This is a genomic window from Streptomyces coffeae (assembly GCF_016741875.1).
GTDB lineage: Bacteria > Actinomycetota > Actinomycetes > Streptomycetales > Streptomycetaceae > Streptomyces > Streptomyces coffeae.
The window spans coordinates 341,339-367,462 of sequence record NZ_JAERRF010000008.1 but is presented as its reverse complement, the minus strand read 5'-3'; the positions used below and the strand labels follow the sequence as shown (position 1 = coordinate 367,462).

23 protein-coding genes are annotated in these 26,124 nt (G+C 70.0%); 9 read left to right on the top strand and 14 right to left on the bottom strand.

The annotated features are described in order from the left end of the window. The first annotated feature begins 105 nt into the window (after window positions 1–105). Window positions 106–1,593: an MFS transporter gene (locus JK363_RS16540; protein WP_201875656.1), complete on the top strand. Its 1,488-nt coding sequence runs from the start codon at window positions 106–108 to the stop codon at window positions 1,591–1,593. Window positions 1,594–1,616: 23 nt separating this feature from the next. Here the strand turns inward: JK363_RS16540 and JK363_RS16535 are convergent, their stop codons facing one another. Further along, on the bottom strand, window positions 1,617–2,492 hold the full coding sequence (locus tag JK363_RS16535) for a helix-turn-helix transcriptional regulator (RefSeq protein WP_201875655.1): 876 nt from the start codon (window positions 2,490–2,492) through the stop codon (window positions 1,617–1,619). Window positions 2,493–2,639: 147 nt separating this feature from the next. Between JK363_RS16535 and JK363_RS16530 the strand changes: the two genes are divergently transcribed. Then, on the top strand, window positions 2,640–4,043 hold the full coding sequence (locus JK363_RS16530) for an MFS transporter (protein WP_201875731.1): 1,404 nt from the start codon (window positions 2,640–2,642) through the stop codon (window positions 4,041–4,043). Window positions 4,044–4,097: 54 nt separating this feature from the next. Here JK363_RS16530 and JK363_RS16525 read toward each other — a convergent pair whose 3' ends face one another. Next, the gene (locus JK363_RS16525; protein WP_201875654.1) at window positions 4,098–4,742 is read right to left on the bottom strand and encodes a response regulator transcription factor; all 645 of its coding nucleotides are present in this window, start codon (window positions 4,740–4,742) and stop codon (window positions 4,098–4,100) included. Further along, window positions 4,730–5,953: a sensor histidine kinase gene (locus JK363_RS16520; RefSeq protein ID WP_201875653.1), complete on the bottom strand. Its 1,224-nt coding sequence runs from the start codon at window positions 5,951–5,953 to the stop codon at window positions 4,730–4,732. Before JK363_RS16520 ends, JK363_RS16525 begins: the two co-directional genes overlap by 13 nt. Window positions 5,954–6,123: 170 nt before the next feature. Between JK363_RS16520 and JK363_RS16515 the strand changes: the two genes are divergently transcribed. Continuing rightward, on the top strand, window positions 6,124–6,624 hold the full coding sequence (locus tag JK363_RS16515) for a hypothetical protein (RefSeq protein WP_236075829.1): 501 nt from the start codon (window positions 6,124–6,126) through the stop codon (window positions 6,622–6,624). Here the strand turns inward: JK363_RS16515 and JK363_RS16510 are convergent. Both JK363_RS16510 and JK363_RS16505 read right to left on the bottom strand, forming a co-directional pair. Beyond that, window positions 6,563–6,856 carry a hypothetical protein gene (locus JK363_RS16510; RefSeq protein WP_236075828.1) on the bottom strand — a complete coding sequence of 98 codons (294 nt, stop codon included), beginning with the start codon at window positions 6,854–6,856 and terminating at the stop codon, window positions 6,563–6,565. The genes JK363_RS16515 and JK363_RS16510 overlap by 62 nt on opposite strands. Before the next feature lie 134 nt (window positions 6,857–6,990). Beyond that, a complete protein-coding gene (locus tag JK363_RS16505) occupies window positions 6,991–8,373 on the bottom strand; it encodes a glycine--tRNA ligase (protein ID WP_201875651.1) in 1,383 nt (460 codons plus the stop codon). Window positions 8,374–8,525: 152 nt separating this feature from the next. Here JK363_RS16505 and JK363_RS16500 point away from each other — a divergent pair, with 152 nt between their 5' ends. From JK363_RS16500 to JK363_RS16485, 4 genes are all read left to right on the top strand, one after another. Further along, entirely contained in the window at window positions 8,526–9,560 is a 1,035-nt protein-coding gene (locus JK363_RS16500) for a metal ABC transporter substrate-binding protein (protein WP_201875650.1), read from the top strand. 20 nt (window positions 9,561–9,580) lie between these two features. After that, a complete protein-coding gene (locus JK363_RS16495) occupies window positions 9,581–10,477 on the top strand; it encodes a metal ABC transporter ATP-binding protein (RefSeq protein ID WP_236075827.1) in 897 nt (298 codons plus the stop codon). Between the two features lies 1 nt (window position 10,478). Next, window positions 10,479–11,351: a metal ABC transporter permease gene (locus JK363_RS16490; RefSeq protein ID WP_201875649.1), complete on the top strand. Its 873-nt coding sequence runs from the start codon at window positions 10,479–10,481 to the stop codon at window positions 11,349–11,351. Between the two features lie 73 nt (window positions 11,352–11,424). Next, window positions 11,425–11,847: a Fur family transcriptional regulator gene (locus JK363_RS16485; protein WP_201875648.1), complete on the top strand. Its 423-nt coding sequence runs from the start codon at window positions 11,425–11,427 to the stop codon at window positions 11,845–11,847. Between the two features lie 18 nt (window positions 11,848–11,865). Here JK363_RS16485 and JK363_RS16480 read toward each other — a convergent pair whose 3' ends face one another. From JK363_RS16480 to JK363_RS16460, 6 genes are all read right to left on the bottom strand, one after another. Beyond that, entirely contained in the window at window positions 11,866–12,303 is a 438-nt protein-coding gene (locus JK363_RS16480; protein WP_201875647.1) for a hypothetical protein, read from the bottom strand. Next, on the bottom strand, window positions 12,300–12,431 hold the full coding sequence (locus tag JK363_RS43810) for a hypothetical protein (RefSeq protein ID WP_268981047.1): 132 nt from the start codon (window positions 12,429–12,431) through the stop codon (window positions 12,300–12,302). The genes JK363_RS16480 and JK363_RS43810 overlap by 4 nt, the downstream gene beginning before the upstream one ends. Then, window positions 12,431–12,922 (bottom strand): hypothetical protein, encoded by a 492-nt coding sequence (locus JK363_RS16475; RefSeq protein WP_201875646.1) that lies wholly within the window; start codon window positions 12,920–12,922, stop codon window positions 12,431–12,433. Before JK363_RS16475 ends, JK363_RS43810 begins: the two co-directional genes overlap by 1 nt. After that, window positions 12,919–13,236, bottom strand: a complete 318-nt coding sequence (locus JK363_RS16470; protein WP_201875645.1) for a hypothetical protein — start codon at window positions 13,234–13,236, stop codon at window positions 12,919–12,921. Before JK363_RS16470 ends, JK363_RS16475 begins: the two co-directional genes overlap by 4 nt. Before the next feature lie 528 nt (window positions 13,237–13,764). Further along, on the bottom strand, window positions 13,765–18,126 hold the full coding sequence (locus tag JK363_RS16465; protein WP_201875644.1) for a DUF6531 domain-containing protein: 4,362 nt from the start codon (window positions 18,124–18,126) through the stop codon (window positions 13,765–13,767). After that, window positions 18,123–18,503 (bottom strand): hypothetical protein, encoded by a 381-nt coding sequence (locus JK363_RS16460; protein ID WP_201875643.1) that lies wholly within the window; start codon window positions 18,501–18,503, stop codon window positions 18,123–18,125. Before JK363_RS16460 ends, JK363_RS16465 begins: the two co-directional genes overlap by 4 nt. Before the next feature lie 311 nt (window positions 18,504–18,814). Between JK363_RS16460 and JK363_RS16455 the strand changes: the two genes are divergently transcribed. Then, window positions 18,815–20,197 (top strand): FAD-binding oxidoreductase, encoded by a 1,383-nt coding sequence (locus JK363_RS16455; RefSeq protein WP_201875642.1) that lies wholly within the window; start codon window positions 18,815–18,817, stop codon window positions 20,195–20,197. Then, window positions 20,194–21,336, top strand: coding sequence for a (Fe-S)-binding protein (locus JK363_RS16450; protein WP_201875641.1), 1,143 nt, complete (start codon window positions 20,194–20,196; stop codon window positions 21,334–21,336). Before JK363_RS16455 ends, JK363_RS16450 begins: the two co-directional genes overlap by 4 nt. An 84-nt stretch (window positions 21,337–21,420) precedes the next feature. Here the strand turns inward: JK363_RS16450 and JK363_RS16445 are convergent, their stop codons facing one another. The 3 genes from JK363_RS16445 to JK363_RS16435 all read right to left on the bottom strand — a co-directional run bounded on the left by JK363_RS16445 (window position 21,421) and on the right by JK363_RS16435 (window position 26,091). Then, window positions 21,421–22,257, bottom strand: coding sequence for an isoprenyl transferase (locus JK363_RS16445; protein WP_201875640.1), 837 nt, complete (start codon window positions 22,255–22,257; stop codon window positions 21,421–21,423). Between the two features lie 80 nt (window positions 22,258–22,337). Next, a complete protein-coding gene (gene recO, locus JK363_RS16440) occupies window positions 22,338–23,084 on the bottom strand; it encodes a DNA repair protein RecO (RefSeq protein ID WP_201875639.1) in 747 nt (248 codons plus the stop codon). A 61-nt stretch (window positions 23,085–23,145) separates the two neighbouring features. After that, entirely contained in the window at window positions 23,146–26,091 is a 2,946-nt protein-coding gene (locus JK363_RS16435) for an NACHT domain-containing protein (protein WP_201875638.1), read from the bottom strand. Between the last annotated feature and the right edge of the window lie 33 nt (window positions 26,092–26,124).

Below are 26,124 nucleotides of genomic sequence, written 5' to 3'. Positions count from 1 at the left end.
AGCCGGGATGTCCCGCGCCCGCGCGCAAGCGCCCGCCGCCGTGCGGAAGGGATCCGCAGAGCGGTTCTGACGGGCACACCGCCCCTATCGATGTAACGTTCAACCATGGGTGAGCTGAGTCATCGGCGACGCATGCTCGTACTGGCCATCTGCTGCATGAGCCTGCTGCTCGTCAGCCTCGACAACACCGTCCTCAATGTCGCGCTGCCCTCGATGCGGGGCGAGCTGCACGCCTCCGTCTCCGGGATGCAGTGGACGATCGACGCCTACACCCTCGTCCTCGCCTCCCTGCTGATGCTCGCGGGCTCCACGGCGGACCGGGTGGGACGGCGGCGCACCTTCCAGGCCGGGCTGGTGATCTTCACGCTCGGCTCGGCGCTGTGCAGTCTCGCCCCCAGTCTGGAGGCGCTGGTCGGTTTCCGGATGGTGCAGGCGGTCGGCGGTTCGATGCTCAACCCGGTCGCGATGTCGATCATCACCAACACCTTCACCGAGCCCCGGGAGCGGGCCCGCGCCATCGGGGTGTGGGGCGGAGTGGTCGGCATCAGCATGGCCGCCGGGCCGATCGTGGGCGGGCTGATGGTGGAGTCGGTCGGCTGGCGTTCCATCTTCTGGATAAACCTTCCGCTCGGGATCGCGGCGCTGGTGCTGACCGCGCGCTATGTGCCGGAGTCCCGCGCCCCGAAGCCGCGCCGGGCCGATCCCGTCGGTCAGTTGCTGGTCATCGCCGTCCTCGGCTTTCTCACCTACGCGATCATCGAGGCACCGGACCGGGGCTGGAGCTCCCCGCTGATCCTGACCTGCGCGGCGATCTCCGCCGCCGCGCTCGCCGGGCTGATCCACTACGAGCGGCGGCGCACCGAGCCGCTGATCGATGTGCGGTTCTTCCACAGCGCTCCGTTCAGCGGCGCCACGGTGGTCGCGGTGAGCGCGTTCGCCGCGTTCGGCGGCTTCCTCTTCATGAACACGCTGTATCTCCAGGACGTGCGCGGGCTCAGCGCGCTGGGCGCCGGACTGTGGATCCTGCCGATGGCGTTCATGTGCTTCGTCTGCGCGCCGCTGTCGGGGCGGCTGGTCGGCACCGTCGGGCCCCGGCTGCCGCTGGTGCTCGCGGGGGTGGCGATGGCGGCCAGCGGGGTGCTCTTCGCGGTCTTCGACGCCGAGGCCACCGATGCGCTGCTGCTGATCGGCTTTGTTCTGTTCGGCATTGGCTTCGGCCTGGTCAACGCCCCGATCACCAATACCGCCGTCTCCGGGATGCCCCGCTCCCAGGCCGGGGTCGCCGCCGCCGTGGCCTCCACCAGCCGCCAGGTCGGCACCTCGCTCGGGGTCGCGGTCATCGGCGCGGTGCTGGCCACGGGGGCCGCTTCGGCGGCGGGTGCGGCGGGGCACACCGTCTCGGCCACGGCCGCCGCGGCGTTCGTGGACGCCGCACGGCCCGCCTGGTGGATCATCGCCGGATGCGGTGCCCTCATCCTGGTGCTGGGGGTGGTGACCACCGGCCGCTGGGCGGAGCGCACCACCCGGCATGCGGCGGCTCTGTTCGAGGAGGGGGCTCCGACGGGGCAGACGTCGGCGGGCGCGAGGAAGTGAGGCGGGGGCGTAACGGGACTCCGTTACGCGACCGGGGCCGACGCCAGCTCCTGGAGCCGCTCCAGACGCTCACGGCTCTCGGCGTCCGCGGGACTGTAGGTGAGCAGCTTGGGCCCCTGGCTGGGGCCGGTCCACAGGCTGGTGCCGGACAGCCGCAACATGCCCACCTGCGACTGCCGGAAGGTCTTGATCTTGTTGGCGGGTCGCAGCACCTCATGCCGTGCCCAGATCTCCCGGAACTCCGGTGAGGTGTCCTCCAGCCGCTTCACCAGTGCCTTCCAGGACGGTTCCGCGACATGCTCGGCCATCGCGGCCCGGAACTTGCCCGCCATCGACCGGACCACCTCGTCCCAGTCGACCATGCTGGTCCGCCAGCCCTCATGGGTGAAGGCCAGCCACAGGCAGTTGCGGTCCTCCAGGGGCACCTGCTCGAGGTCGCACAGCAGCAGCCGGTAGGTGCGGTTGTAGGCGAGCAGATCGAACCGGCTGTTCTGGACGCAGGCCGGGAACGGCTCCAGCTGGTCCAGCATGGCCTGGAGCGCCTGCGGCACCCCGGTGCACTCGCTGGCGGGGGTCGGGTCGACGGCCCCGGCGAGCGCGAAGAGATGGGCGCGCTCACTGCGGTCCATCAGCAGCGCACGGGCGATGGCGTCCAGCACCTGCGTGGAGACATGGATATCGCGGGCCTGCTCCAGCCAGGTGTACCAGGTGACGCCCACCATGGAGAGATGGGCGACCTCCTCGCGGCGCAGTCCGGGGGTGCGCCGGCGGCGCCCGCGCACCAGACCCACCTGCTCGGGGGTGATCCGCTCGCGTCTGCTGCGCAGAAACGCGGCCAGTTCACCACGTCGTATCTCGGCCCCGCTGCCGGTCGCTTCGTCCCGCACCAGTGTGGTCATGGATCCAGAGTGCCGTACCGGCTCAGCCAGTTGCCAGGTACTGGCAGTACCAGGATAAAGACAATCTGGTACCAGTCTGAGCGAACGACGATCGTCGTATCCGTGACCGAAACCGAGATACGCACCCGGACCGCCGCTCCCCTGACCATGGCGCGGGCCACGGCCGAGGGAGGGCCGCTGACCCCGCTGGGGCTGTTCACCGTACTGCTGGGAGCGGCGCTCCCACTGATCGACTTCTTTATCGTCAACGTCGCCCTGCCCGCCATGGACCGCGATCTGCACGCGGGCTCGGCCGTGCTGGAACTCGTCGTCGCCGGATACGGCGTGGCCTACGCCGTGCTGCTGGTCCTCGGCGGACGGCTGGGCGACTCCTTCGGGCGGCGCAGGCTCTTCCTGGCCGGGATGGCGGCCTTCGGGCTGACCTCGCTGGCCTGCGGGCTCGCGCCGAACGCATGGAGTCTGGTGGGCGCGCGGGTGGCGCAGGGCGCCGCGTCCGCGCTGATGCTTCCCCAGGTGCTCGCCACCATCCACTCCTCCACCACCGGCTCGCGCCGCGCCCGCGCGCTCTCCATGTACGGCGCCACGGCGGGCCTTTCGATGGTCGCGGGGCAGATCCTGGGCGGGGTGCTGGTGGCCGCGGACCTCGCGGGCACCGGATGGCGCGCGGTCTTCCTGGTGAACGTGCCGGTCGCGCTGATCGGTCTGGCGCTCGCGCTGCGCACGGTGCCGGAGACCCGCTCGGAGCGGCCCGCGCCGGTGGACGTACCGGGCACCGCGCTGCTGGCGCTCGCTCTGATCGCGCTGATGGTGCCGCTCACCGAGGGGCGCGCGGCCGGGTGGCCGCTGTGGACGTGGCTCCTGCTCGGTGTCTTCCCGTTCGCCGCGGCGGCGTTCTACGTGGTGGAGCGGCGCGCCGACCGGGCCGGGCGGACACCGCTGCTGCCGCCGAGTCTGTTCGCGCTGCGCGGGCTGCGCCGCGGACTGCCCCTGATGGTGCCGTTCTCGATCGGCTTCGGCGGCTTCATGTTCGTCATCGCGGTGGCGTTGCAGCAGGGGCTGCGCTACGGGCCGGTGGCGGCGGGCATGGCGCTGGCGCCCATGGCCACCGCGTTCTTCATGGCCTCGCTGATGGGGCCGCGGCTGGTGGGCCGGTACGGCAGCCGGGTGGTCACCGTCGGCGGCGTGGTGCAGGCGGCGGGGATCGCGCTGCTGATGCTGGCCGTGGGACGCGACTGGCCGGACGTCTCGATCGCGGGGCTGTTGCCGGGTGTCGCGCTCGCGGGGTTCGGGCAGGGGCTCCAACTGCCGGTGCTGTTCCGGATCGTGCTGGCCGATGTGCCGACCGAGCGGGCCGGGGTGGGCAGCGGCGTCATGGTCACCACCCAGCAGTCCGCGCTGGCGCTGGGCGTGGCGACGCTCGGCACGCTCTTCCTCTCCCTGGCGCCGTCGATGGGCATGGGGGACGCGCTGGTGATCACGCTCGCGGCCCAACTGGCGACCATCGCGGTGACGGCGGTGCTGAGCCTGCGGCTGCCGCGGGCGGTGGCGTGACGCGGGTCGATCGAGGAGACCGTCGCCGGAGGGGAGTTCACCACCCCGGGACGCTCACCGCACGCCCAGGAACCGCAGCACCGCGAGCACCCGGCGGTGATCGGCGTCGGCGACGGGCAGATCCAGCTTCACGAAGAGGGAGTTGATGTGCTTGGCCACCGCGCTCTCACTGATCACCAGCTCCCCCGCGATCCCCGCGTTCGACCGGCCCCCCGCCATCAGTTCCAGCACCTCCCGCTCCCGCGGTGTCAACCGGTCCAGCGGATCGCGGTGGCGCCGCACCAGCAGCTGGGCGACGACCTGCGGATCGAGCGCCGTACCGCCGCCCGCCACCCTGCGCAGCGCGTCGATGAACTCCTCCACATCCGCGACCCGCTGCTTGAGCAGATATCCGATCCCACTGGTGTGCTCGGTCAGCAGATCCGCGGCGTACCGCTCCTCCACGTACTGCGACAGCAGCAGCACCGCGGTGTCCGGCCACTGCCGCCGGATCAGCAGGGCGGCCCGTACGCCCTCGTCCTGGAAGCCCGGTGGCATCCGGACGTCCACCACCACGATGTCCGGGCGGTGTTCCGCCACGGCCGTCAGCAGTCCGTCGGCGTCGGCGGTCTCGGCCATGACCTGGAACCCCGCGGTCTCCAGGACCTTGACCAGGCCGATCCGCAGCAGGACGGAATCCTCGGCGATCACAGCACGCACGGCAGCTCCACGGTGATGACGGTCGGGCCCCCGTGGGGACTGCGGATGTCGAACGTACCGTCCACCGAGCCCGCCCGCTTCGCCAGCCCGGTCAGACCGCTCCCCCGGGCGGCGTCGGCGCCACCGTCGCCGTTGTCGGAGATGACGACCCGCAGCGAGTCCCCGGTCCGTACGACCGTGACATCGGCGCGCGTCGCTTGAGCGTGCTTGGCGACGTTGGCGAGGGCTTCGGAGACCACGAAGTAGGCGACCGCCTCGACGGTCGGGGCGGCCCGTTCGGGCACGTGTACATGCAGCCGGACCGGCAGCGGCGCACGGGCCGCGATGCCGGACAGCGCGGCGTCGAGGCCCAGTTCGTCGAGGACGGCCGGGTGCAGCCCGCGGACCAGGTTGCTCAGCTCCTCGATGGCGCCCTTGGCCTCGCGGTGCGCCTCCTCGATGACCTGGCGCGCATCGTCGGGCAGATCCTTGAGGGTCGCCTTGGCCAGGCCCAGGTTGACCGCCATGGAGACCAGCCGCTGCTGTGCGCCGTCATGCAGATCGCGCTCGATGCGGCGGCGTTCGGCGTCGGCCGCGTCGACCGCCCCCGCGCGGCTCTCGGTGAGGTCCTCGACCCGGCGCTCCAACTCCTGGGCGGGGACGGGCCCGAGCAGCGCGGTCGCGGCGAAGGTGTCGAGGCGGACGAGGGCGCGGGTGAGCCAGCAGGCGAGGGCCAGCGCGACCAGACCACCGACCGTGACATACGCGGCCTGGGTCGAGTAGCCCCTGTGCGCCACCCGCCAGGACAGCGGCAGCAGCGACACCCAGAGGTAGACGGTGGTGGCCGCCAGACCGACGAGCGCCAGGGTGCCGGCCAGCACCCCGCCCCAGCCGACGGCCGGTCCGGCCAGCAGGTGGTACCACAACTGCCGCCACGCCGCCCGGGGCCCGGGGATCCCGACGCCGAGCAGCGCATCGAAGCGGCGGCGCTGGACCCGGGTCAGCAACGGTGTGGCCACGGCCGGGACGACCAGCGGCACGGTGAGGGCGAGGACGACCGCCAGCAGGGACGAGGAGTCGTCGTACAGCAGCCACGGCACGGTCATCGGCACTGCCCAGGCCACGAACTGCACCGCCATGCCCGCGACACCGAACACGGTGTCGCGCCGCAACCGCTCGGCCCCGGGCCGCAGTTGCCGGCGCAGGCGACGCGACCCGACGATGATCTTCATGGCGGTGACCCTAGTGACCTGAAGGCGGCCCGCGCTCTGGAGCTCAGGCCCGGAAACGGGGTGAAGCCAGTACCACCCCAGGACGGCAACTGCCGTGACCGACAACGGCGATGCCGCCGACAAGGCTGGTGGGCAGGCCCGATGAGCGGGCCCCGGAAGGAGATCCACCCATGGCCGCCCTGTACGCCATCACCCTGGCCGCCCGCCCCACACGAAGGGCGCGGCTCAGCCGCGCGGCCCGGATCCGGCCGGAGTCGGTGCTGTTCGCCGCGGGGGCGGCGCTGGTGCCCTGGCTGTATGTGCTGGGGACCACGCTGCCCTCGACGGCCCGGGTCACGCACTGGAACGCCGCGTGGGTGGGCCTGGACGCCCTCCAGGCGCTCGGGCTGCTCACCACCGCGGCGCTGCGCGGACGCCGCGACGAGCGTCACCGGCTCACCGCCGCCGCCACCGCCGCGCTGCTCGTGGTGGACGCCTGGTTCGACACGGTGACGGCGGCCCCGGGCGGTGAGCTGGCCGTGGCCGTCACGATGGCGGTCTGCGCGGAGCTGCCGCTGGCCGGGATGTGCGCGGCGCTGGCGCTCGGCGGGCAGCGGCGGTCCGCCGAGGTCATCCCTGGGACGCCGCCCACCACACCACCACCGCGGCCACGGCACAACACGCCAGCATGATCAGTGCGGTCTGACGGCGGGCGGCGGGGTCGGCGGCCATCCGGGGGGAGCCCAGGGCTCCGTGGGCCTGGGCGAGATGGTCCAGGCCCTTGTGGCGGGCGCCGCCATGAGTGATGCGCTCCTGCCAGTCGCAGTGACGGCAGCCGAGCAGGCGTCTGCGGCCCCGGCCGTAGCCATAGCGCACCTCGAAGACGGTGCCGTCCTCGCGGGTGGCGGTGATGCGGTGCGTCACGCCTCGCACGGTGTGTGAACCCCCCGTTCCTGCCTACCGTTCCTGCCGAGCCGACGGGCTCCGGCCCCGCGGCAGTTCGCCCGCGGTGCCGGAGCCCGTCGTGGTGTTCGGTGTCCGCCGCCCGAAGGCGCCGGTCAGCAGCCGATGAGGCGGCCGCCCAGGTAGGACTGGATCTGGTCGAGGGAGACCCGCTCCTGCTTCATGGTGTCGCGCTCACGCACGGTCACCGCGTTGTCGTCGAGGGTGTCGAAGTCGACGGTGACGCAGAAGGGCGTGCCGATCTCGTCCTGACGGCGGTAGCGGCGGCCGATGGCGCCCGCGTCGTCGAACTCGATGTTCCAGTGCTTGCGCAGGTCCGCCGCGAGCCCCTTGGCCTTCGGGGAGAGCTGCGGGTTGCGGGACAGCGGCAGCACCGCGACCTTGACCGGCGCCAGCCGCGGGTCGAGCCGCATCACGGTGCGCTTCTCCATCTTGCCCTTGGCGTTGGGCGCCTCGTCCTCGACATACGCGTCGAGCAGGAAGGCCAGCATGGCGCGGCCCACGCCCGCCGCGGGCTCGATGACGTACGGGGTCCAGCGCTCACCGGCCTCCTGGTCGAAGTACGACAGGTCCTGGCCGGACGCCTTGGAGTGCGCCTTCAGGTCGTAGTCGGTGCGGTTGGCCACACCCTCCAGCTCGCCCCACTCCGAGCCGCCGAAGCTGAAGCGGTACTCGATGTCGGCGGTGCGCTTGGAGTAGTGGGAGAGCTTCTCCTTCGGGTGCTCGAACCAGCGAATATTTGCCTCCTGGATGCCGAGGTCGCGGTACCAGTTCCAGCGCTGGTCCATCCAGTACTCGTGCCAGGTCTCGTCCTCGCCCGGCTTGACGAAGAACTCCATCTCCATCTGCTCGAACTCACGGGTGCGGAAGATGAAGTTGCCCGGCGTGATCTCGTTCCGGAACGACTTGCCGAGCTGCGCGATACCGAACGGCGGCTTCTTGCGCGAGGTCTGCTGCACCGCGAGGAAGTTGGTGAAGATGCCCTGCGCGGTCTCGGGGCGCAGATACGCCACCGAACCGGAGTCCTGGGTCGGGCCGAGGTGGGTGGAGAGCAGCCCGGAGAACTGCTTGGGCTCGGTGAAGCTGCCCTTGTTGCCGCAGTGGGGGCAGTTCACGTCCGCGAGGCCGTTCTCGGGGAGCTTCCCGTGCTTGGCCTCGTACGCCTCCTCCAGGTGGTCGGCGCGGAACCGCTTGTGGCAGGAGGTGCACTCGGTGAGCGGGTCGGTGAAGGTGGCGACGTGGCCGGACGCCTCCCAGACCTCACGGGCCAGGATCACGGACGAGTCGAGTCCGACGACGTCGTCGCGCGAGGTGACCATGGCACGCCACCACTGGCGCTTGATGTTCTCCTTCAGCTCCACACCGAGCGGTCCGTAGTCCCAGGCGGCGCGCTGGCCGCCGTAGATCTCGCTGCACGGGTACACGAAGCCACGGCGCTTGCTCAGGCTGACGATGGTGTCGATCTTGTCGGCGGCCACGGTGCTCTCTTCATTGTGACGACATTGAGGACGACGAAGCGAATGCTTCAGGTTACCGGCGGCGGCACCCCTTGGATCAAATCGGTTGGCGAAGTGATCGACAGGAACCACTTTGTTGACAATCATTTCCAACTTTGTTGAAAATGGGAGTCATGAACATACGCCGCTCGAGCCCTGCTACAGCCCTGATCGGGGCTGCGGCACTGGGCCTGACCACGCTGACAGCCTGCTCCTTCAGCGCCGGAGACGGAAGGACGCACGGCAAGCTGGATGTGGTGGCGTCGTTCTATCCCCTGCAATTCCTCGCCGAGCGAATCGGCGGAAACAAGATCAATGTGTCGACCCTGACCAAGCCGGGCGTGGAACCGCACGACCTGGACATCAGCCCGCAGCAGATGGCGAAGCTCAGCAAGTCCGGGCTCGTGGTCTACCTCAAGGGGCTCCAGCCCGCCGTGGACCGGGCCATCGGCCAGGCCGAGCCCAAGCACACCGCCGACGCCGCGTCGTACACCACGCTGGAGGACCACGGTGCGGAGGTCGACGGCCACGACCACGGCGGCGGCGAGGAGCACGAGGGCGAGGCGGGCCACGAGGAGCACGGGGACCACGGGGGTGACGAAGGCCACGGCGGTCACGAGAGCCATGAGGCGCACGCCGGCGACGCCGCCGCCGACCCCCACATCTGGCTGGATCCCGTCCGGTACGCCGAGGTTGCCGAGGGCGTCGGCAAGGCCCTGGAGAAGGCCGACCCCGACCACGCCGCCCTCTACAAGAAGAACACCGCGGCCCTGGTCAAGGAGCTCAACACCCTCGACAAGGACTTCCGCGCCGGGCTCAAGGGCCGCACCACCGACACCTTCATCACCACCCACGCCGCCTTCGGCTATCTCTCCGAACGCTACGGGCTGCGCCAGGAGGCCATCACCGGCCTCGACCCCGAGTCCGAGCCCAGCCCGGCCCGGATGCGCGAGCTGCACTCGATCGCCAAGAAGGACAAGGTCCGCACGGTCTTCTTCGAGACCCTCGTCAGCGACCGGACGGCCAGGACCTTCGCGGGCGATCTCCATCTGAGGACCGATGTACTCGATCCTCTCGAGGGCATCGGGAAGTCGTCCAGGGGCGACGACTATCTCGAGGTCATGCGATCGAACCTGGCGGCCCTGCGGAAGGCCCTGGGTGCCCGATGAGCCATGTGACGGAGGAATCCATGCCCGAGGAACCCCGACCCCGCACCGAGGAATCCCGCGTCCCGGACCCGTCCCGCGCCGCGGATCCCGCCTCGGGGCCCGACACGGGGCCCGACACGGAGAGTCCCCGGCCCGAGGCATCGGCGGTGCGCTCGGATCCGGTCATATCCCTGCGCGGGGCCACCGCCTCCCTCGGCGGGCGCCCCGTACTGCGCGGTGTCGACCTGTCCGTGCACCGCGGTGAGGTCGTGGCCCTGCTCGGCGCCAACGGCTCGGGCAAGTCCACCGCGGTCCGTTCCGTCGTCGGACAGGTGCCGCTCAGCGGCGGGGAGCTGACCCTGTTCGGCACCCCCGGCCGCCGCTTCCGCGACTGGGCCCGGATCGGCTACGTACCGCAGCGCACCACCGCCGCCAGCGGGGTCCCCGCGACCGTCCGCGAGGTCGTCTCCGCGGGGCGGCTGGCCCGCCGCAGGCTCGCCCCGCCGCGCAAGGCCGACCGCGCGGCCGTCCAGCGGGCCCTGGAGCTGGTGGGCATGGCCGACCGCGCCAAGGACCCGGTGGGCGCGCTCTCCGGCGGCCAGCACCAGCGGGTACTGATCGCCCGCGCCCTCGCCGGTGAACCCGAACTTCTGATCATGGACGAGCCGATGGCCGGGGTCGACCTCGCCAGCCAGGAGGTCCTCGCCGGGACCCTGCGCGAGCAGGTGGCGAGCGGCACCACGGTCCTGCTGGTCCTGCATGAGCTCGGTCCGCTGGAGCCGCTGATCGACCGCGCGGTAGTCCTCCGCGACGGCTGCGTCGTCCACGACGGCCCGCCGCCCAAGGCCGTCGGCCAGCATGCGCTGCCCGGCCATGACCACGTCCACCCCCATGCGGCGCCCGACGCCGAACCGATCCGGACAGGGTTGCTGACCTGAGATGCTCGAGCTCCTGACCTACCCCTTCATGCAGCGGGCGCTGCTCGCCGCCGTCCTGGTCGGCATCACCGCGCCCGCCGTCGGCATCTACCTCGTCCAGCGCCGCCAGGCGATCATGGGCGACGGTATCGGCCATGTCGCGCTCACCGGTGTCGCCCTCGGCTTTCTGACCGGCACCAACCCGGTGTGGACCGCCGTGGTGGTCTCCGCCCTCGGCGCCGTCCTCATGGAGCTGATCCGCTGGTACGGCAAGACCCGCGGCGATCTCGCGCTCGCGATGCTCTTCTATGGCGGTATGGCCGGTGGCGTTCTGCTGATCAACCTCGCGCCCAACGGCTCCAACGCCAACCTGACCACGTACCTCTTCGGTTCGATCACCACGGTCTCGCGGCAGGATGTGGTGGCGATCAGCCTGCTGGCCGGTTTTGTCATGCTGATCACCCTCGGTCTGCGCCGCCAGCTGTTCGCCGTCTGCCAGGACGAGGAGTTCGCCCGGGTCACCGGGCTGCCGGTGCGCACCCTCAATCTGCTGCTGGCCGTCACCGCGGCCGTCACCGTCACCGTCGCCATGCGCGTCGTGGGGCTGCTGCTGGTCAGTGCCCTGATGGTGGTCCCGGTCGCGGCGGCCCAGCAGGCCACCCGCGGCTTCGCCATGACGCTGGCGCTCGCGGTCTCGATCGGGGTAGTGGTCACGCTGTCCGGCACCGTGTTCTCCTTCTACAAGAACGTGCCCCCCGGCGCGAGCATCGTGGTCCTCGCCATCGGCGTCTTCGCCGTGATCACGGCCTTGGCCGCGCCCTTGGCGAAATCGCGCGCCCGGCGGGCCGCGGCGGCCGAGGAGAGGTGCACCCTGAGAGACGATGTACTCGTCTAGTCCTTTGCCACGGTGTTAGCTGGCACAATGGCCGGGCGAAGGCGACGGAGCACGCGAGGTTGAGGAGGCAGCTGTGGCGACCGCGGGTCCCCCAGTACGCGGCCGGTCCACCAGGCAGCGCGCCGCGGTGGCGGCGGCGCTGGATGAGGTGGACGAGTTCCGCAGTGCGCAGGAGCTGCACGACATGCTCAAGCACCGCGGCGACTCGGTCGGCCTGACCACCGTCTACCGCACCCTCCAGTCCCTCGCCGACGCCGGCGAGGTCGACGTGCTGCGCACGACGGAGGGCGAGGCGGTCTACCGCCGTTGCAGCAGCGATGAGCACCACCACCACCTGGTCTGCCGCTCCTGCGGCAAGGCGGTCGAGGTGGAGGGCCCGGCCGTGGAGAAGTGGGCCGACGCCATCGCGGCCGAGCACGGCTTCGTGGACGTCGCCCACACCATCGAGATCTTCGGCACGTGTGGGGACTGCGCGGCGGCGTCCTCCAACACCTGACGCGCCGGGCGGCCGTCCTCAGCGCACGGCCGCCCGGAACTCCCGCAACGAGGCGAGGCAATCGGCCCGCCCCGCGCCCCGGTCGTCAAGACCGCCCAGATGCGACTCCGTCATCTCGTCGGCGGCCCGCAGCACGGCTTCCGCGAGTGCGCGTCCATCGACGCGGGCGATCACTCCGTTGCCCGCACTGATGGAGATGCCCCTTTTCCCGCGCCGGAAGACAAGCCGGAAGGACGTGTCGATGCCGTGGTACGACTGCGTCTTCGCGGAGCCGTCGAGGAACACGCGCAACTGGTCCAGGAGCAGCGATACCGAGAGGTAGATCATCATCCCCTGGTCAGGGACGTGCCCCTGGGAGTCGATACGCCCGAAGTCGCCGACCCACTCCATGTCCCCGAGATCGAAACCGCTCGGCTCGCCCTGGTCGGGCCGTACGGAGAAGGTCAGGCGGATCATCCGAAACATTCCTCCCACCGCCGACGACCGGTCGGCACGATCTGTTCTTCGGCGAAGGTGTGGACGCGGTCGACCCCGTCGAGCATGACGCCGTAGTGCGGGGACACCACCGGATCGACCGGCTCCATCAACCGAGGCTCACACTCCACACGGCCCCGTGTCCAGGACAGCACGCACAGCCCTCCTCCTGATCATCGACGACCAGGACGGAGACCTTGGTCCCAGCGGCCCGGTATTCCAGGTGGCCGCCCTGGCGGAGGAGTTCGAGCCCGGGCGGCTCCGGAAGGGATCCGAGCTCTTCCCGCAGCGCCTCCCAGGTACAGGAGCCGGGGAAGATCACACCGGTGTGCCGCGCCCATTCCTCCACCATGCCGTGGGTATCCCCCATCAGCCGATGCAGTTCCACCGCCCCGCCGGTCATGGTCCACTCCCCCGGTGTCCCGGAGAAGTACAACTCCACGAAGCCGTAGTCCCGTCGGAGCGTCCCGTACTCCTCATCGATCACATTGATGCAGTCCATGCTCAACGCCCGATCGGCATCAGCGAGGCTCGCCCCGATACCCAGACCATGGATACGCCCGGTGGCCACGACACCGGCCATGAACTCAACGCCGTTCACGGCACCGTGAACCAGCAGATGTCCCCGGAATCCGGCAGCCCCGCGAGCTTCGCCATCTGCGACCGGATCCTGTCGAGGGTTTCACCCTTGGTAGTGTCCCAGGGCGCGAACGGATGCGCATCCGAGGATGTGAGGTCTCCGGCACGGACGCCCCGGTCATACAGATCGCTGATGAGGCGTAGCGCTGCCTCCCTCAACTGCGACTGACTCGCTCCCTTGCCGAGATCGCTCGCGGCGGCGCCACTGATGACGGAGAGGCCCAGCCAGTCGTCGCGGGCGTACTCCAGCAGGTACCTCAACTCTTCATGATCCATCCATAGTCATGGTAGTCACCGTAAAGGCAGGGACCCACCTGGGCATCTGGCAATGGCCCAGCCATCTGGGGCTGCGACGCGCAGTACCATCGCCGCCTGGAGCGCGAACTAGTTACTGCTGATTTTTCGGGTCGAGTAGGCCATGGAGCGCGTAGATTGCTCGACGCTGTTCTTCCACGGTGCCTACCTCTGCGTAGGGAGCTGGATCGAGAACATAGACCTCGGTTTGACTCACGGTGCGATTCCTGGGGTCGAACGTGTAAGCGTACAGTCCGTCTGACATCTGGGCCTGCATACCGCTCAACGTAATATCCAGCCTTGCACCTTGACAGCAGAGAAGAAGCCCTTCCTCCTCCAATTCTTCCCTGAAGAGCAAGAGGCATCGAAAGAAATTACCTGCCTCGAATTCCCTTCTGGTTCCACTCTTTCTCGTGCAGGCAATCCTATGCGGATGCGTTTGGAGCAGTTCGACCTGAACCGACTCAGCTTCCCCGGACTTGCTTTGCGCTACGAGTGTAGTTACAGATGTCACTCGGGCCCCTTATAGTTGGGGTTTGGGACCCAGTTGTGATACCTGTCCCAAGCTCCAATAATATCGGAAGAATCAATTTTTCGCGGGAAAGCAATCTCGTGTTCATGAGCGCTAGGATTACCAGGAAGCGCCTTGTTCACATTGACTCCGTCATCGACGGTGTCAACCAAGTAAACATAGCCATCTCTGTTCGACCCGAAGCGACTGAATGCGTGAGATTTCGATGTAGTAGTGCCCACGTATCCTGATTCAGGCGTGTGCACGCCAGAGATTCCGTAAACGTGCTCCTCCAGGCTCATGTTGTCGCCTTTCGGGGAGAAGCCACTTTCGAATATCTCTTCCACTCCTCGCGAATCTTTTCGGTATCGGTGGTTCTTATTTTCTTTGGGGCACTCTGGTGCGAGCCCAAGCGGGTCAGCCACCGCACTTGGATTGTAAACGTACGTTCCAGGGTTGGGGGCTGGCTGCAGCCCCAAGGGATCGGGACTTGCATAGCGCGCGGTTTCCGGGTCGTAGTGGCGGAAGTAGTTGTAGTACAGGCCCGTTTCCGGGTCCGCGTACTGGCCTGGGAAGCGGAGGGGGCAGTCGACGGGTTCCGGGCCGAGCGGGGAGGGGAGATCCGTGCCCCAGAGGGTGGTGCGGTGTTGCCACGCCAGTTCGCCGTCGAGGGAAACCAATTCTGTTGGGGTGCCGACGAGGTCGGTGACAATCGCGTGGAAGCGCGTATGGAGTTCGACGTCGTCCACGCCCGTGAACTTCTCGACCAGCGACGCACCGGGTTCGCGGGAGAGGGCCGTGTGGTCGGTCTGGGTCAGGGGGCGGTGGGTGCCCGGGGCGTAGTCCCAGGTGGTGATCTGGTCGGCACTCGTGCGCTGCTCGGCCAGCCGGGTGTCGTCCCAGGTGAAGTCCACCGATTCAGCCACCGTGCCGTCCTCGGCCAGGCGTTGTTTGGATATGCGGCGGCCGAGGGGGTCGTAGGTGTAGTGCCAGTGGTCGCCGTCCGGGGTTGTCGCGTCCGTCAGGCGGTCTTCGGCGTTCCAGGTGTAGGTCCAGGTCCGCGTCTGGCCGTTCAGCAGTTTTCGGGTGCGGCGCGTCAGGCGGCCCTGGGTGTCGTGTTCGTATGTTGTACGGCCCGCGCGGTGGATGATCGTGCCCGAGAACTCCCGGTCGCCGGGCGACTCGTGGGCCGGAGCGGTGGCGTGGGTGAGGTTGCCGAGGGTGTCGTAGGCGTAGGTCTCGGTCCAGCCATGGGCGTGGACCGCCGTCACGCGGCCGACCGGGTCGAGGTCGAAGCGGCGGGTGCCGGAGGTGAGTTCGCGGATCTCCGTCAGGTAGCCGTCCGCGCGGTACGCGTAGGAGCGGTGCTGGAGGATGCGGTCCGCTTCGGTGCCGGGACCCGTGGCGAGGGTCTGCGTGGTGAGGCGGTCTGCTTCGTCCCAGATCTGGGTCAGCCGCACGGCCTCGTCCAGACGGCGTTCCACCTCGCGCCCCGCCGCGTCGTACGCGAAGGCCAGCGACCCGGCGTCGCCGCTCAGACCCGTCGGGCGGCCCGCCGGGTCGTAGGACCACGTGGAGGTGAGGCCGGAGGGCGTGGTGCGCTCGGTGCGGCGGCCCAGGGCGTTGTACGCGTATGTCGTCGTGCGGCCGTTGACCGTTTCGGACAGGACCCGGCCCAGCGGGTCGAGTTCGATGGTCAGCTCCGCGTCCGGGTTGGTCGCCGCGACCAGGCGGCCTCGTACGTCATAGGTGAAGGTCGTGGCGTGGTCGGCGTCGTCCCGCTGCTCGATGGCACGGCCCAGCGCGTCGCGGGTGAAGCGCAGGGTCTCACCCGCGCCGTTGGTACGGGTGAGCAGGTCTCCCGCCGCGTCGTGGGTGTAGCTGAGGGTGCGGCCGTTGAAGTCGGTCTCGGTGGTGAGGCGGCCCGCCGGGTCGTAGGTGTAGGTCCAGGTCAGTCCCTGGGGGTTGGTGACCTCGGTGAGCCGCAGTTCGGTGTCGTACGCGAAAGCGTAGGTCGCCCCGTCGGGGTCGGTACGGGTCGCGGGGACGTCGAAGTGGGTGGAGGTCTGACAGGTGGTGTTGCCCGCCGCGTCCGTGTGGGCGAGGAGGTTGCCCTCGCCGTCCCAGGTCCAGGTCTCCCTCCCGCCGTCCGGCTCCTCCCGCCAGGCCGGTTTGCCCTCGGTCGTCCAGCCCATCCGCGTGGTGTGGCCCAGCGGATCGATCGCCTCGACCACCCGGCCGAAGAGGTCCCGGCGGACCGAGGTGGTGTGGCCCAGGGGATCGGTGACCTCGACCGGCAGTCCCGCGGGGTCACAGGTGACGCGGCGGACGTGGCCCAGGGCGTCGGTCACCGCCGTGAGGTGGCCGGTGTCGTCGTACGCGTACTGAGTCGTCGCCCCCACGGGATCCGTGGTTGCGGTGAGGTTTCCGGCGGCGTCGTAGGTGTGCCGCCACGACCCGCCACCCGGCTCGATGACCTCCACCGGCCGGCACAGCTCGGTGTATGTGGCGCGGGCTTCGCCGCCGTCGGCAAGGGTGACGGTGGTGAGGTTGCCGTCCTCGTCGTGGCCGTAGCGGGTGGCTCGGCCCAGCGGGTCGGTGACGGCCAGCTTGCGGTGGCCCCGAGCATCCCATTCCGTCCGCGTGGTGTGGCCCAGCGGGTCGGTCTCCTCGATCACCTGGCCGCCGTCGTTGCACCGGAAGGTGGTGCGGTGGCCCATCGAGTCGGTGTAGACGGTCGTGCGCGACGCGTCGTCGTACGCGAGGGAGCCGTTGAAGACACCGTCGCTGCCCTCGGTGCGCACCACGCGCCCGGCCGGGTCGTAGACGTAGGCGAACGAGGTGCCGTTGCGGTCGGTCCAGGAGGTGACACGACCCTCGTCGTCGTACGTGAAGCGCAGCGGCTCACCGCTGGAGTTGATGACCTCGGTGAGGTTGCCGGCGTCGTCGTAGCCGTAACGCATCACGACCGTGCCGGCCTCGGACGCGCCGCCGCTGGGTTCGTAGATCGAGGGCGCGTGATCCAGCAGCCGCAGCGCGGTGACCCGCTCGCCCTCGGTGTCGACGGCCACGTAGTAGCCACCGGAGTGCCGGACCGCCGAGGGCACTCCGTTCGCGGCGCGCTCGATGTCGATCCGGGCGCCGTTGCGGTCCTCGATGCTCTCCAGCGGCAGATACACCGCCCCGGGCTCCTCGGTGGGGGCCGCCCGGGTGAAGGTGCGCACCACACCGGATTCCGGGTCGGTGACGGTCATGACACCGTCGGGCTCACCGTCCCACTCCAGCGGCCAGCGGGCGCCCTTCTTCGGCAGCACCGGTGCTCCGGCCTCGGGCACGGGGTACACCAGCCGCATTCCGTCCGCCGCGGCGAAGACCACGCCCTCCGCGTCGAGTTGCACCCGCTCGTCCAGCAGGCTCACCCACGTCGGGCCGAAGCACACGCCACCGCGGTACGAGGACACATGGGTGCGCTCGAAGACCAGTGGCAGGGAACCGGGAAGCGTCAGATCGGTCTGCTCCATCAGCATCGCGCCGGTGGCGACGTCGATCGGCTCACCCACCCGCGGACATGCCTTGGACCCGCGGCACGCGGCGCCCTCTTCGATCAGGTTGGGGCGGATCGAGGGGACCTTCGGGGGCCGCAGCGCGAACGGCACCCGGCTCTTCGGGAGCACACCGGGCTTGAGCACCCCGAACCCGGCGCCGAAGATCCCTCCGTCGATCATGCCCTGCTTGGCGGCCTCGTTGACCTCCTCCAGGCTGAAGCCCTTCTGCTGCCCCAGGGCGATCTTCACGGGCTGGACCACCGCCGCGTCGATGGTCACCGACAGCACGCTGGTGAAGACCGCGCCCGCCAGCATCTCCGCGGCGATGACGGCGACCGCTTCCTCCACCGCGATGCCCAGGCCGGCGGCCATGGCGATGATCTCCGCCGCCACCGCGTCGGAGGCGCCCCCGGTGAAGACGGTCAGCAGCCCACCGCCGACGAGTGCGACGGCATCGATGCCGATCTGAATCCACAGCTTCTCGATCGCGTCGTCGACCGTGTCGGCGAACTTGTCCAGTGCCTTGGCCATGCTCCGGGCGGACTTGGCGAGATCGGTCAGCCAGCCGTCGTCCTTGCCCTTGGCGTAACGCCCCCAGAAGATCTCGAAGGCGTCGATCGCCTCACCCTCGTTGTGGTGGATGAGCGTCGTGGCCGCCTTGTTGGTCGCGACCCGCACATCGTCCACAGTGCCGGCGAACGTCCGCCAGGCATCAGCGGCGTTGCGCAAGGTGTCGGAATCGGCATCCGGCCACCACATGCCGAGCTTGATGAGGAGAGCCTTGGCCTTCTCCTCGAGCTCACTGCCGAAGCTCACTGGTGACCGCCCTTGCCGTGGTCACCGTCGTGGCCGGAGCCGTGCCGCTTGACCTTGGTGAACATGCCCTCGATGAGCTCGTCGTTGTCGACATGACCATCCGCCATGTCATTCATGGCCTCGTGGATGCTGGTCAGTCCCAGGACGAGGATTCCGGCCGCTCTCTCGATGTGTTTCTGGTTCGGCGTGTACTTCTTCCCGAAGTCCTTGCCCGGCTTGTCGTCCCCCCAGGGCTCCCCGTAGCCGTCCAGCGCGGTGATCAGCTTGGTCAGCGCCTCGCTCAGCTTGATCGCCTGATGGTGGAAGGTCGGTGCGACCGCCTTGATGTCCGCCACCTTGATGTCCAGGACCTTGCCCTTGGCGTGCCCGCCGCTCACGCGACGCCCCCCTTGTGTTTCTTGGCGCAAAGTCTCCAGATTAGGTCTGGATGATCAGGCCCAGGTCAATCCCCAACCTGTGACGGGTAAAGACTTCGTCGACACATTGCATAGGAGAATTGACGCACTGTCAGCACAGGGGTGCGGTGGCCCGCGCCGGGCGATCGGCGCGGACCACCGTCACGCTGTGCGACCCGGACGAGGCAAGGAGAGGCGAGAGCGACCATGGCCGCATGTGAACAGGCATTCGACCCCGTAACCGTCGGGCCGCGGCCGGTGAGAACCGCGGCGGGCTGGATGGTGGTGCGCTGATGGCCGCCACCACGGAGCTGGCCCGCGATCTCGCGGCCATCGTCGGCGACACCCATGTCCGCGTGGACGACGGCGCGTTGGCCGCATACGCCCGCGACGCCACCCCGCTCTTCCACGCCCGCCCGCAGGCGGTGGTGCTCCCCGGCAGCACCGAGGAGGTGGCCGCCGTCCTCCGGTACGCCACCGACCGGGGCGTACCCGTCGTCCCCCGGGGCGCGGGGTCAAACCTGTGCGCCGGGACCGTTCCGCTCAGCGGCGGCATCGTGCTGGTGCTGACCCGGCTGGACCGTGTCCTGGAGGTCAGCGCCGAGGAACTGCTCGCGCGGGTGCAGACCGGGGTCACCACCCAGCGGCTCGCCGACGCGGCAGCGCGCGAAGGGCTGTTGTACGCGCCCGACCCCGGCAGCCGCACCGTCTCCACGATCGGCGGCAATGTGGCGACCTGCGCGGGCGGACTGCGCGGCCTCAAGTACGGCGTCACCCGCAACTACGTCCTCGGGCTCGAGGCGGTCCTGCCCACCGGCGAGATCATCCGCACCGGCGGCAGGCTCTGGAAGGATGTGGCGGGCTATGACCTGACCCGGCTGCTGACCGGCTCCGAGGGCACCCTCGCGGTGATCACCGAGGCGACGATGGCGCTGCTGCCCGCGCCCGAGGACAGCGGCACCGGGGTGGCCTACTTCGACTCGCTCGCGGACGCGTCCCGGGCGGTGGCGGCCGTCATCGCCGCCGGGATCGTCCCGGCCACGCTGGAGTTCCTGGATCACAAGTGCATCGCGGCGGTCGAGGAGTTCGCCGGGCTCGGCCTGCGGACGGACGCGGGCGCGCTGCTGATGTTCGGCGACGACGGCGCCTCCCGGACCGTGGCGAGCACCCTGGCCCGGATCGCGGAGGTGTGCACCGGGGCCGGGGCGCTGGAGGTCACCCTCGCCGAGGACATCGCCCGCGCCGAGGCGCTGCTCGCCGCCCGCCGCTGCGCACTTCCCGCGCTCTCCCGGCTCGGTTCGCTGACCATCCTGGAGGACGCCACCGTGCCCCGGCACCGGCTCGCCGAGATGGTGGACCGCATCGACGCCATCGCCGCCCGGTACGACCTGCGGATCGCCACCTTCGGCCACGCCGGTGACGGCAATCTCCACCCCACCTGTGTGCTGGACCCCGACGACGCCGCGGCCGTGGACCGTGCGCACCACGCCTTCAGGGAGATCTTCGCCGCGGCCATCGCGCTGGACGGCACCATCACCGGCGAACACGGTGTGGGCGCGGCCAAGTTGCCGTATCTGGCCGACCGGATCGGCGCCGATCAGATCGCCCTGGCACGCCGTCTCAAGCTGGCCTTCGACCCGGCCGGAATCCTCAACCCCGGAAAGCTGGGATCATGACCGAACCCACGGAGAACACCCCCCGTCCCGGCACCCGTCCCACCCCCGGCCGGAACCTCGGCATCTTCGACAAGCAGCAGCTCGGCCGCTGCATCTCCTGCGGCTTCTGTCTGCCCGCCTGCCCCACCTACGCCCTCACCGGCGAGGAGCCCTCCTCCCCACGCGGCCGGATCACCCTGATGCGCGCGCTGGAGACCGGACAACTCCCCGAGGACGACCCGACGCTGGCCGAGGAGTCCTCGTACTGCCTGGGCTGCCGGGCCTGTGAAACGGTGTGCCCGGCGGGGGTGGAGTACGGCTCGCTGCTGGAGCAGTGGCGCGACCACCAGTGGCAGGGCCGCAACCGGCCCTGGATCGCCCGGCTCCTGATGGCGCTGGTCTCCCGCCCCGCGCTGCTGCGGCTCCAGGGCCTGGTCCGCCGCCACGCGCGCGGCGGCGGCGCCGATACGAGTGCGAACGCGCCGCACCCCGCCCTGATGCTGGGCTGTGTCGAACGGGGTCTGTACCCGAAGGTCTCCCGCGCCGCGGTCGCGCTCCGCCCCGAACTCACCGTCCCCGCCCGCCAGGGCTGCTGCGGTGCGCTGCACGCCCACAACGGTGACTCCACCACCGGCGCGGCGATGGCCCACGCCCTCGGCGCACGGCTGCCCGGCACCCTCGTCACCACGGCCGGCGGCTGCGCCGCCCACCTCGCCCACCATCTGGGCCGGGACCGGGTACGGGAACTGAGCCAGTACCTCGACGAAACCGGTCACCGCCCCACGGGCCAGGTCACCGTCGACGGCCGCCGGGCCAGGGCCGCCCTCCAGGACTCCTGCCATCTGCGCAACGGCCTCGGCGTCACCCGCCAGCCCCGGGACCTCATCGCCGCCGTCGCCGACTACGTCGAACTCCCCGGCGCGGGCGACTGCTGCGGAGCCGCCGGAACCTACGCGATGCTCCGCCCCTCCGACAGCCGCGCCGTCCTGGACCCGAAACTCGAGGCCCTGGCCCGGCTGGAGGTGGACTACATCGTCACGGTCAACCCCGGCTGTCAGCGCCAGCTCCACCAGGGCCTGCGCCGCCACGGGTCCCGTGTCCGGGCGGTCCACCTCGCGGAGTTCCTGGCCATGGCGGCCGGCTCCCCGCCGACCGGCTGAGCGGTGGACACCAACCTCGACCCGGTCTACGGCGGCGAGTGGCACGGCACGGGCACCGGCGATCCGGGCGGTGCTGCCCGGTGCTCAGGCGGGCTGGGTGCCGTCCTGCTTCGGCTCCTGCACGTTCGGGATGGCGCCGCCGAAGCGGCGGTCGCGGGAGGCGTACTCCACACAGGCGCGCCACAGGTCGCGGCGGTCGAAGTCCGGCCACAGCACGTCCTGGTAGACCATCTCGGCGTAGGCGCTCTGCCAGATCAGGTAGTTGGAGGTGCGCTGTTCGCCGGAGGGGCGGAGGAAGAGGTCCACATCCGGCATGTCCGGGTAGTAGAGGTACTTGGCGAAGGTCTTCTCGTTCACCTTCGAGGGGTCCAGCCTGCCCGCCCGGATGTCCTCCGCCAGCGCCTTCGCCGCGTCGGCGATCTCGGCGCGGCCGCCGTAGTTCATGCAGAAGTACATCGTCATGGCGTCGTTGTCCTTGGTCTGCTCCTGGGCGACCTGGAGCTCCTGGGCAACGGACTTCCACAGCTTCGGCATCCGGCCCGCCCAGCGGATGCGGATGCCCATCTCGTCCATCTCGTCGCGGCGGCGGCGGATGACATCGCGGTTGAAGTTCATCAGAAAGCGGACCTCGTCGGGGGAGCGCTTCCAGTTCTCGGTGGAGAAGGCGTAGAGGGAGAGGTTCTTGATCCCCATCTCCAGGCAGCCCTTGAGCACGTCGAGCACCACGGCCTCGCCGACCTTGTGGCCCTCGGTCCGGGGCAGGCCGCGCTCCTTGGCCCAGCGGCCGTTCCCGTCCATGACCACGGCCACATGGCCCGGCACCAGCTCACCGGGGAGCTTGGGCGGCCGGGCGCCGGAGGGGTGGGGGTCCGGGGCCCGGTACTCGCGTCGCTGTCGGCCCAGAATCCCGCGTCGTGCCATGCCTGCCACGTCTCCTCGTCCGTCGTTCCTGTAGGTCCTGTACTTCTTCTGTCGTCCGTGACGACGTGCCGCCGCGGCGGCTACTTCTCCACGTACCGCAGCGACCGGAGCCCGCGCTCCAGATGCCAGTGCAGATACGCCGCCACCAGCCCGCTGCCCTCCCGGGCGTGCCGGAGCTCACACGCGTCCGCCGTCTCCCAGTCCCCCGTCAGCAGCGCGCCCAGCAGCGCCAGCGACTCCGCCGAGGGTACGACGCTTCCGGGCACCCGGCACTCCCCGCAGATGACACCGCCCGCGCCGACCGAGAAGAACCGGTTGGGGCCGGGCATCCCGCACTGCGCACAGTTGTCGAAACTGGGCGCGTAGCCGTTGACGGCGAGCGAGCGCAGCAGAAAGGCGTCGAGGACAAGATGCGGTTCGTGCTCGCCGGAGGCGAGGGTGCGCAGGGCGCCGACGAGCAGCAGATACTGCTGGACGGCGGGCTCGCCCTCGTGATCGGTGAACCGCTCGGCGGTCTCCAGCATCGCGGTACCGGCGGTGTAGCGGGCGTAGTCGGTGACGATCGAGCCACCATACGGAGCGATGGTCTCACTCTGTGTGCACAGTGGTAGTCCGCGGCCGATCAGCTCACCGCCGCGTGCGAAGAACTGCACATCGACATGGGAGAACGGCTCCAGCCGGGCCCCGAACTTCGACTTCGTCCGCCGCACCCCGCGCGCCACGGCGCGCACCCGGCCGTGGTGGCGGGTGAGCAGGGTGATGATCCGGTCCGCCTCGCCCAGCTTCTGGGTGCGCAGCACGATGCCGTCGTCGCGGAACAGACTCATGGCGCACATTCTCCCTCAGCGGGACACATGATCGAACCGCCCCGGGGCGCTTTCGATGGGATCAGGCGCGGACCAGCACGATCGCCTCGGAGGGGGTGACAAGACCCTCGGCGCGGCGTTGCAGCATCAGGAAGCGGGCGGCGATGCCCCGGTACGCGTAGGCCGCCTCGGCGCCGCCCATCAGCCGCTCGGCGAAGGCCGCCACGGTGAGTGCCGCGAGCCGGAGGCCGGAGCCCTCCACGGGGTGCAGCACACGCGGTGATGTCGTCAGCCTCCGGGAGTGGTCGGCGAGGTAATCGACGAGCGTGTGCAGGACCGGCGGGACCCACTTCGGCACGTCGGGTGAGAACTGGCCGCACAGGTGCCCGATGTACCCGGTGGCCAGGGTGGCGAGATCGTCCCCGTACCCCACGAAGTAGTCGTGATGCCGGAGACCGCGCAGGACCGGACCGATGCGCTCCGCGAAGGAGGGAGACCGCAGGCTGAGGAGGGAACCTCCCCCGGGTTCGGCGAAAAGGTGCAGCAGCGCCACCATGCGCGCGGCCGTACCGGCCGGTTCGGGAAGTCCGATATCGGCCAGTCCGTCGGTGCGCAGGCGCATACGGACCTCAGGGCTGCTGAGGTCGGTACGGCCTCCGGACCGGATGAAGGCCAGGGCCCTGTCGTACTCGACATCGCGTGCCCGGTGGCGTGTGCTGTCCCGCCCCTGGCCGATGATGGGCACAAGGCCCACATCGGCCATCCGGCCGGAGCCACGGTCAAAGTCGACAGGGAGATCGAGGGCGCGGGCGAGTGCGAGGTTTCCCACGCTCAGGGCCTCCTCATCCGCCGCGCAGTGGCCGAGCCATGGCCCGGCCGTCGCTTCCGCCGGAACCGCCCATGGGTGCTCCATGCCCTCCGGCACCCACAGCGACAGCAACGGGGACAACCTCCTCGCACACCACACCGTGCGCCGGTCCGGCCCGGTCACCGGACCGAACGCCCCGTCCACCGCCTCCTCCACCAGGGGCAGGCGATACGCGTCTCCTTCCGGCGCAACGGAGTTGACCCACTCCACGAACTCCTTCGCCTCCGTCTGGGTCATCCCCACGGCGATGTCGTCCGCCCCGCCGTCCGTGAGGCCGGGCGCACCCGGCCTGCCGCGTTCCTCCGTGAAGAGCTGGTAGATCCCCTGGGTCACCGCACAGGCCACGGCGGTCTCCCCGAGGCGTACGGTCTGGCGCAGTGCGCGCACCACCGTGATCGACGTCATCAGACGGCGCCGGGGGGAGCCGACCGGCTCCTCGAGCGACTCCTCGCGCAGCGCCTCCAGCCGCCGCGCCACCTGGGGGGCGAACTCCGTCGCATCCGCCTCGCAGTCGAAGGCCAGCGCGAGCGCCCGGACGGTTCCGGAGGCGAGGCAGGCCTCGACCACCGGGGCCGGGTCCTCCAGGGCCGCGTACAGCAGGGTGGTCTCCCGCCACCAGTCCTCGTCCACCTGGCCGACCAGGACGTCGACGCGACGGCGGTGCTGGATGTGGAGGGCGGCCAGATGTTCCTGGAGGGTGAGATGGGCGAAGGCGTACAGCCCGCGTTCGCGCTCGATCAGCAGTCCGCTGACCACGATGGTGTCCAGGAACTCCTGGGAGGACATGGTCGAGGCGCCGACCCGAAAGAGGATCGGCCGCAGGACGTCGGACGCGTACTCGCCCCGGATGTCCCGCATCCGGTCGTTCATCATCACAAAGGCCAGCTCACGGAGGAGGACCTCCTTCTTCGCCCCGTTCAGCTCCTCCGGTGGCGCCGCCGTCCCGCCCTTGGCTTCCTGCCGCCGCCACAGCAGCACCTCGCAGATTTCGCGGTAGAGCTCCGCGCGGCTGCCGGGCAGGGCGCCCCGGTAGCGGTGGACGTTGGCGATCATCGTCAGCAGCAGCGGGTTGGCGGCGAGGTCGTACAGGACCGTATGGGCGCGCAGCCGGTTCAGCAGATCCTCGGCGCCCTCGCGGGCGTGGTCGGCGACCGCCGCGTCGTCCGCGCCGGTGCTCAGCCGCTCGATCGCGTGGTACCAGCCGTGGACGAAGCGCCCGATCTGCTCGCCGGTGAAGCGGCGGATCTGGAGCACCCGGGCGCGGTTCACCGGTGCGCCCTGGTAGCCCTGCGGCCGGGAGGTCAGCACGAAGTCATTGGCCTCGTACTGCTCGATCTGCCGCTCGACCCAGCGGGACACCTTCCGCCGCTGCTCCTCGCGCGCCACCTCGTCCAGCCCGTCCAGCAGCACCGTGCAACGCCCCTGCTGGAGGCGGGCGTTGAACCACTCGGGCGGTTCATCGCCGCTCAACCGCCCCAGCGAGGCTCCGATGACCTCGGGGAGCGTGATCGCGGGTTTCGCGGTGATCGCCTCGGCGTGGTCGCGAAGGAACAGCAGCACCGGCAGATCGCGCACACCGCGCCCGCGGCACTCCTTGGCCAGCCCCAGCGCCAGATGTTTGAGCATGGTGGTCTTGCCGGTGCCGGGAAAGCCGATGACGGCGAGGGCCGCGCCCTCCGGCCCGCCGAGGAAGTCCCGCACCGACTGCCGTACGGGGACGGCGCCGCCGTCGGTGCCCGCCAGCGATTCGCGCGACACCTGGTGTGCCGAGCGCGGCATCAGGCTGACGTCGACGAAGACCTCCTCGAGCCCGGGGGTGTAGTCCCCGCGCGTCGCGAGCCCTTTGAGGTCGATGAAGCGATGGTGGCTCAGCACATAGGCGCGGTAGTCGCGTTCGAAGCGGGAGACACGCCACTGGAGCCGCCGGTCGACCGCGTCGGCGACCCGCTCCACCCACCGGTCGGCCACTTTCCCGTACACCTTGACCAGGAACGCGACACCTGCCAGCAGGGCCGCGTACGCCAGGAACACCAGCAGTGAAACGCCCGGATGGCGGCTCACGGAGGGCCAGAATCTGGCCCCCAGAACCGCGGGCGGCACCAGGCTCGCCGCCGCCAGCGCACCGCGTGTCAGGAATTCCGCACCCTTGCCGTCCGCCACCGTTCTCCCCCCGAGAAGCCCGTGACGTTCCGT

What these genes read in the sequence shown, in the direction of transcription:
- JK363_RS16540 (WP_201875656.1), top strand. Translation starts at nt 106, where the DNA reads ATGGGTGAGCTGAGTCATCGGCGACGCATGCTCGTACTGGCCATCTGC.
- JK363_RS16535 (WP_201875655.1), bottom strand. Translation starts at nt 2,492, where the DNA reads ATGACCACACTGGTGCGGGACGAAGCGACCGGCAGCGGGGCCGAGATA.
- JK363_RS16530 (WP_201875731.1), top strand. Translation starts at nt 2,640, where the DNA reads ATGGCGCGGGCCACGGCCGAGGGAGGGCCGCTGACCCCGCTGGGGCTG.
- JK363_RS16520 (WP_201875653.1), bottom strand. Translation starts at nt 5,953, where the DNA reads ATGAAGATCATCGTCGGGTCGCGTCGCCTGCGCCGGCAACTGCGGCCC.
- JK363_RS16515 (WP_236075829.1), top strand. Translation starts at nt 6,124, where the DNA reads ATGGCCGCCCTGTACGCCATCACCCTGGCCGCCCGCCCCACACGAAGG.
- JK363_RS16500 (WP_201875650.1), top strand. Translation starts at nt 8,526, where the DNA reads ATGAACATACGCCGCTCGAGCCCTGCTACAGCCCTGATCGGGGCTGCG.
- JK363_RS16495 (WP_236075827.1), top strand. Translation starts at nt 9,581, where the DNA reads ATGCCCGAGGAACCCCGACCCCGCACCGAGGAATCCCGCGTCCCGGAC.
- JK363_RS16490 (WP_201875649.1), top strand. Translation starts at nt 10,479, where the DNA reads ATGCTCGAGCTCCTGACCTACCCCTTCATGCAGCGGGCGCTGCTCGCC.
- JK363_RS16480 (WP_201875647.1), bottom strand. Translation starts at nt 12,303, where the DNA reads ATGATCCGCCTGACCTTCTCCGTACGGCCCGACCAGGGCGAGCCGAGC.
- JK363_RS43810 (WP_268981047.1), bottom strand. Translation starts at nt 12,431, where the DNA reads ATGGAGCCGGTCGATCCGGTGGTGTCCCCGCACTACGGCGTCATGCTC.
- JK363_RS16470 (WP_201875645.1), bottom strand. Translation starts at nt 13,236, where the DNA reads ATGGATCATGAAGAGTTGAGGTACCTGCTGGAGTACGCCCGCGACGAC.
- JK363_RS16455 (WP_201875642.1), top strand. Translation starts at nt 18,815, where the DNA reads ATGGCCGCCACCACGGAGCTGGCCCGCGATCTCGCGGCCATCGTCGGC.
- JK363_RS16450 (WP_201875641.1), top strand. Translation starts at nt 20,194, where the DNA reads ATGACCGAACCCACGGAGAACACCCCCCGTCCCGGCACCCGTCCCACC.
- JK363_RS16445 (WP_201875640.1), bottom strand. Translation starts at nt 22,257, where the DNA reads ATGGCACGACGCGGGATTCTGGGCCGACAGCGACGCGAGTACCGGGCC.
- recO (WP_201875639.1), bottom strand. Translation starts at nt 23,084, where the DNA reads ATGAGTCTGTTCCGCGACGACGGCATCGTGCTGCGCACCCAGAAGCTG.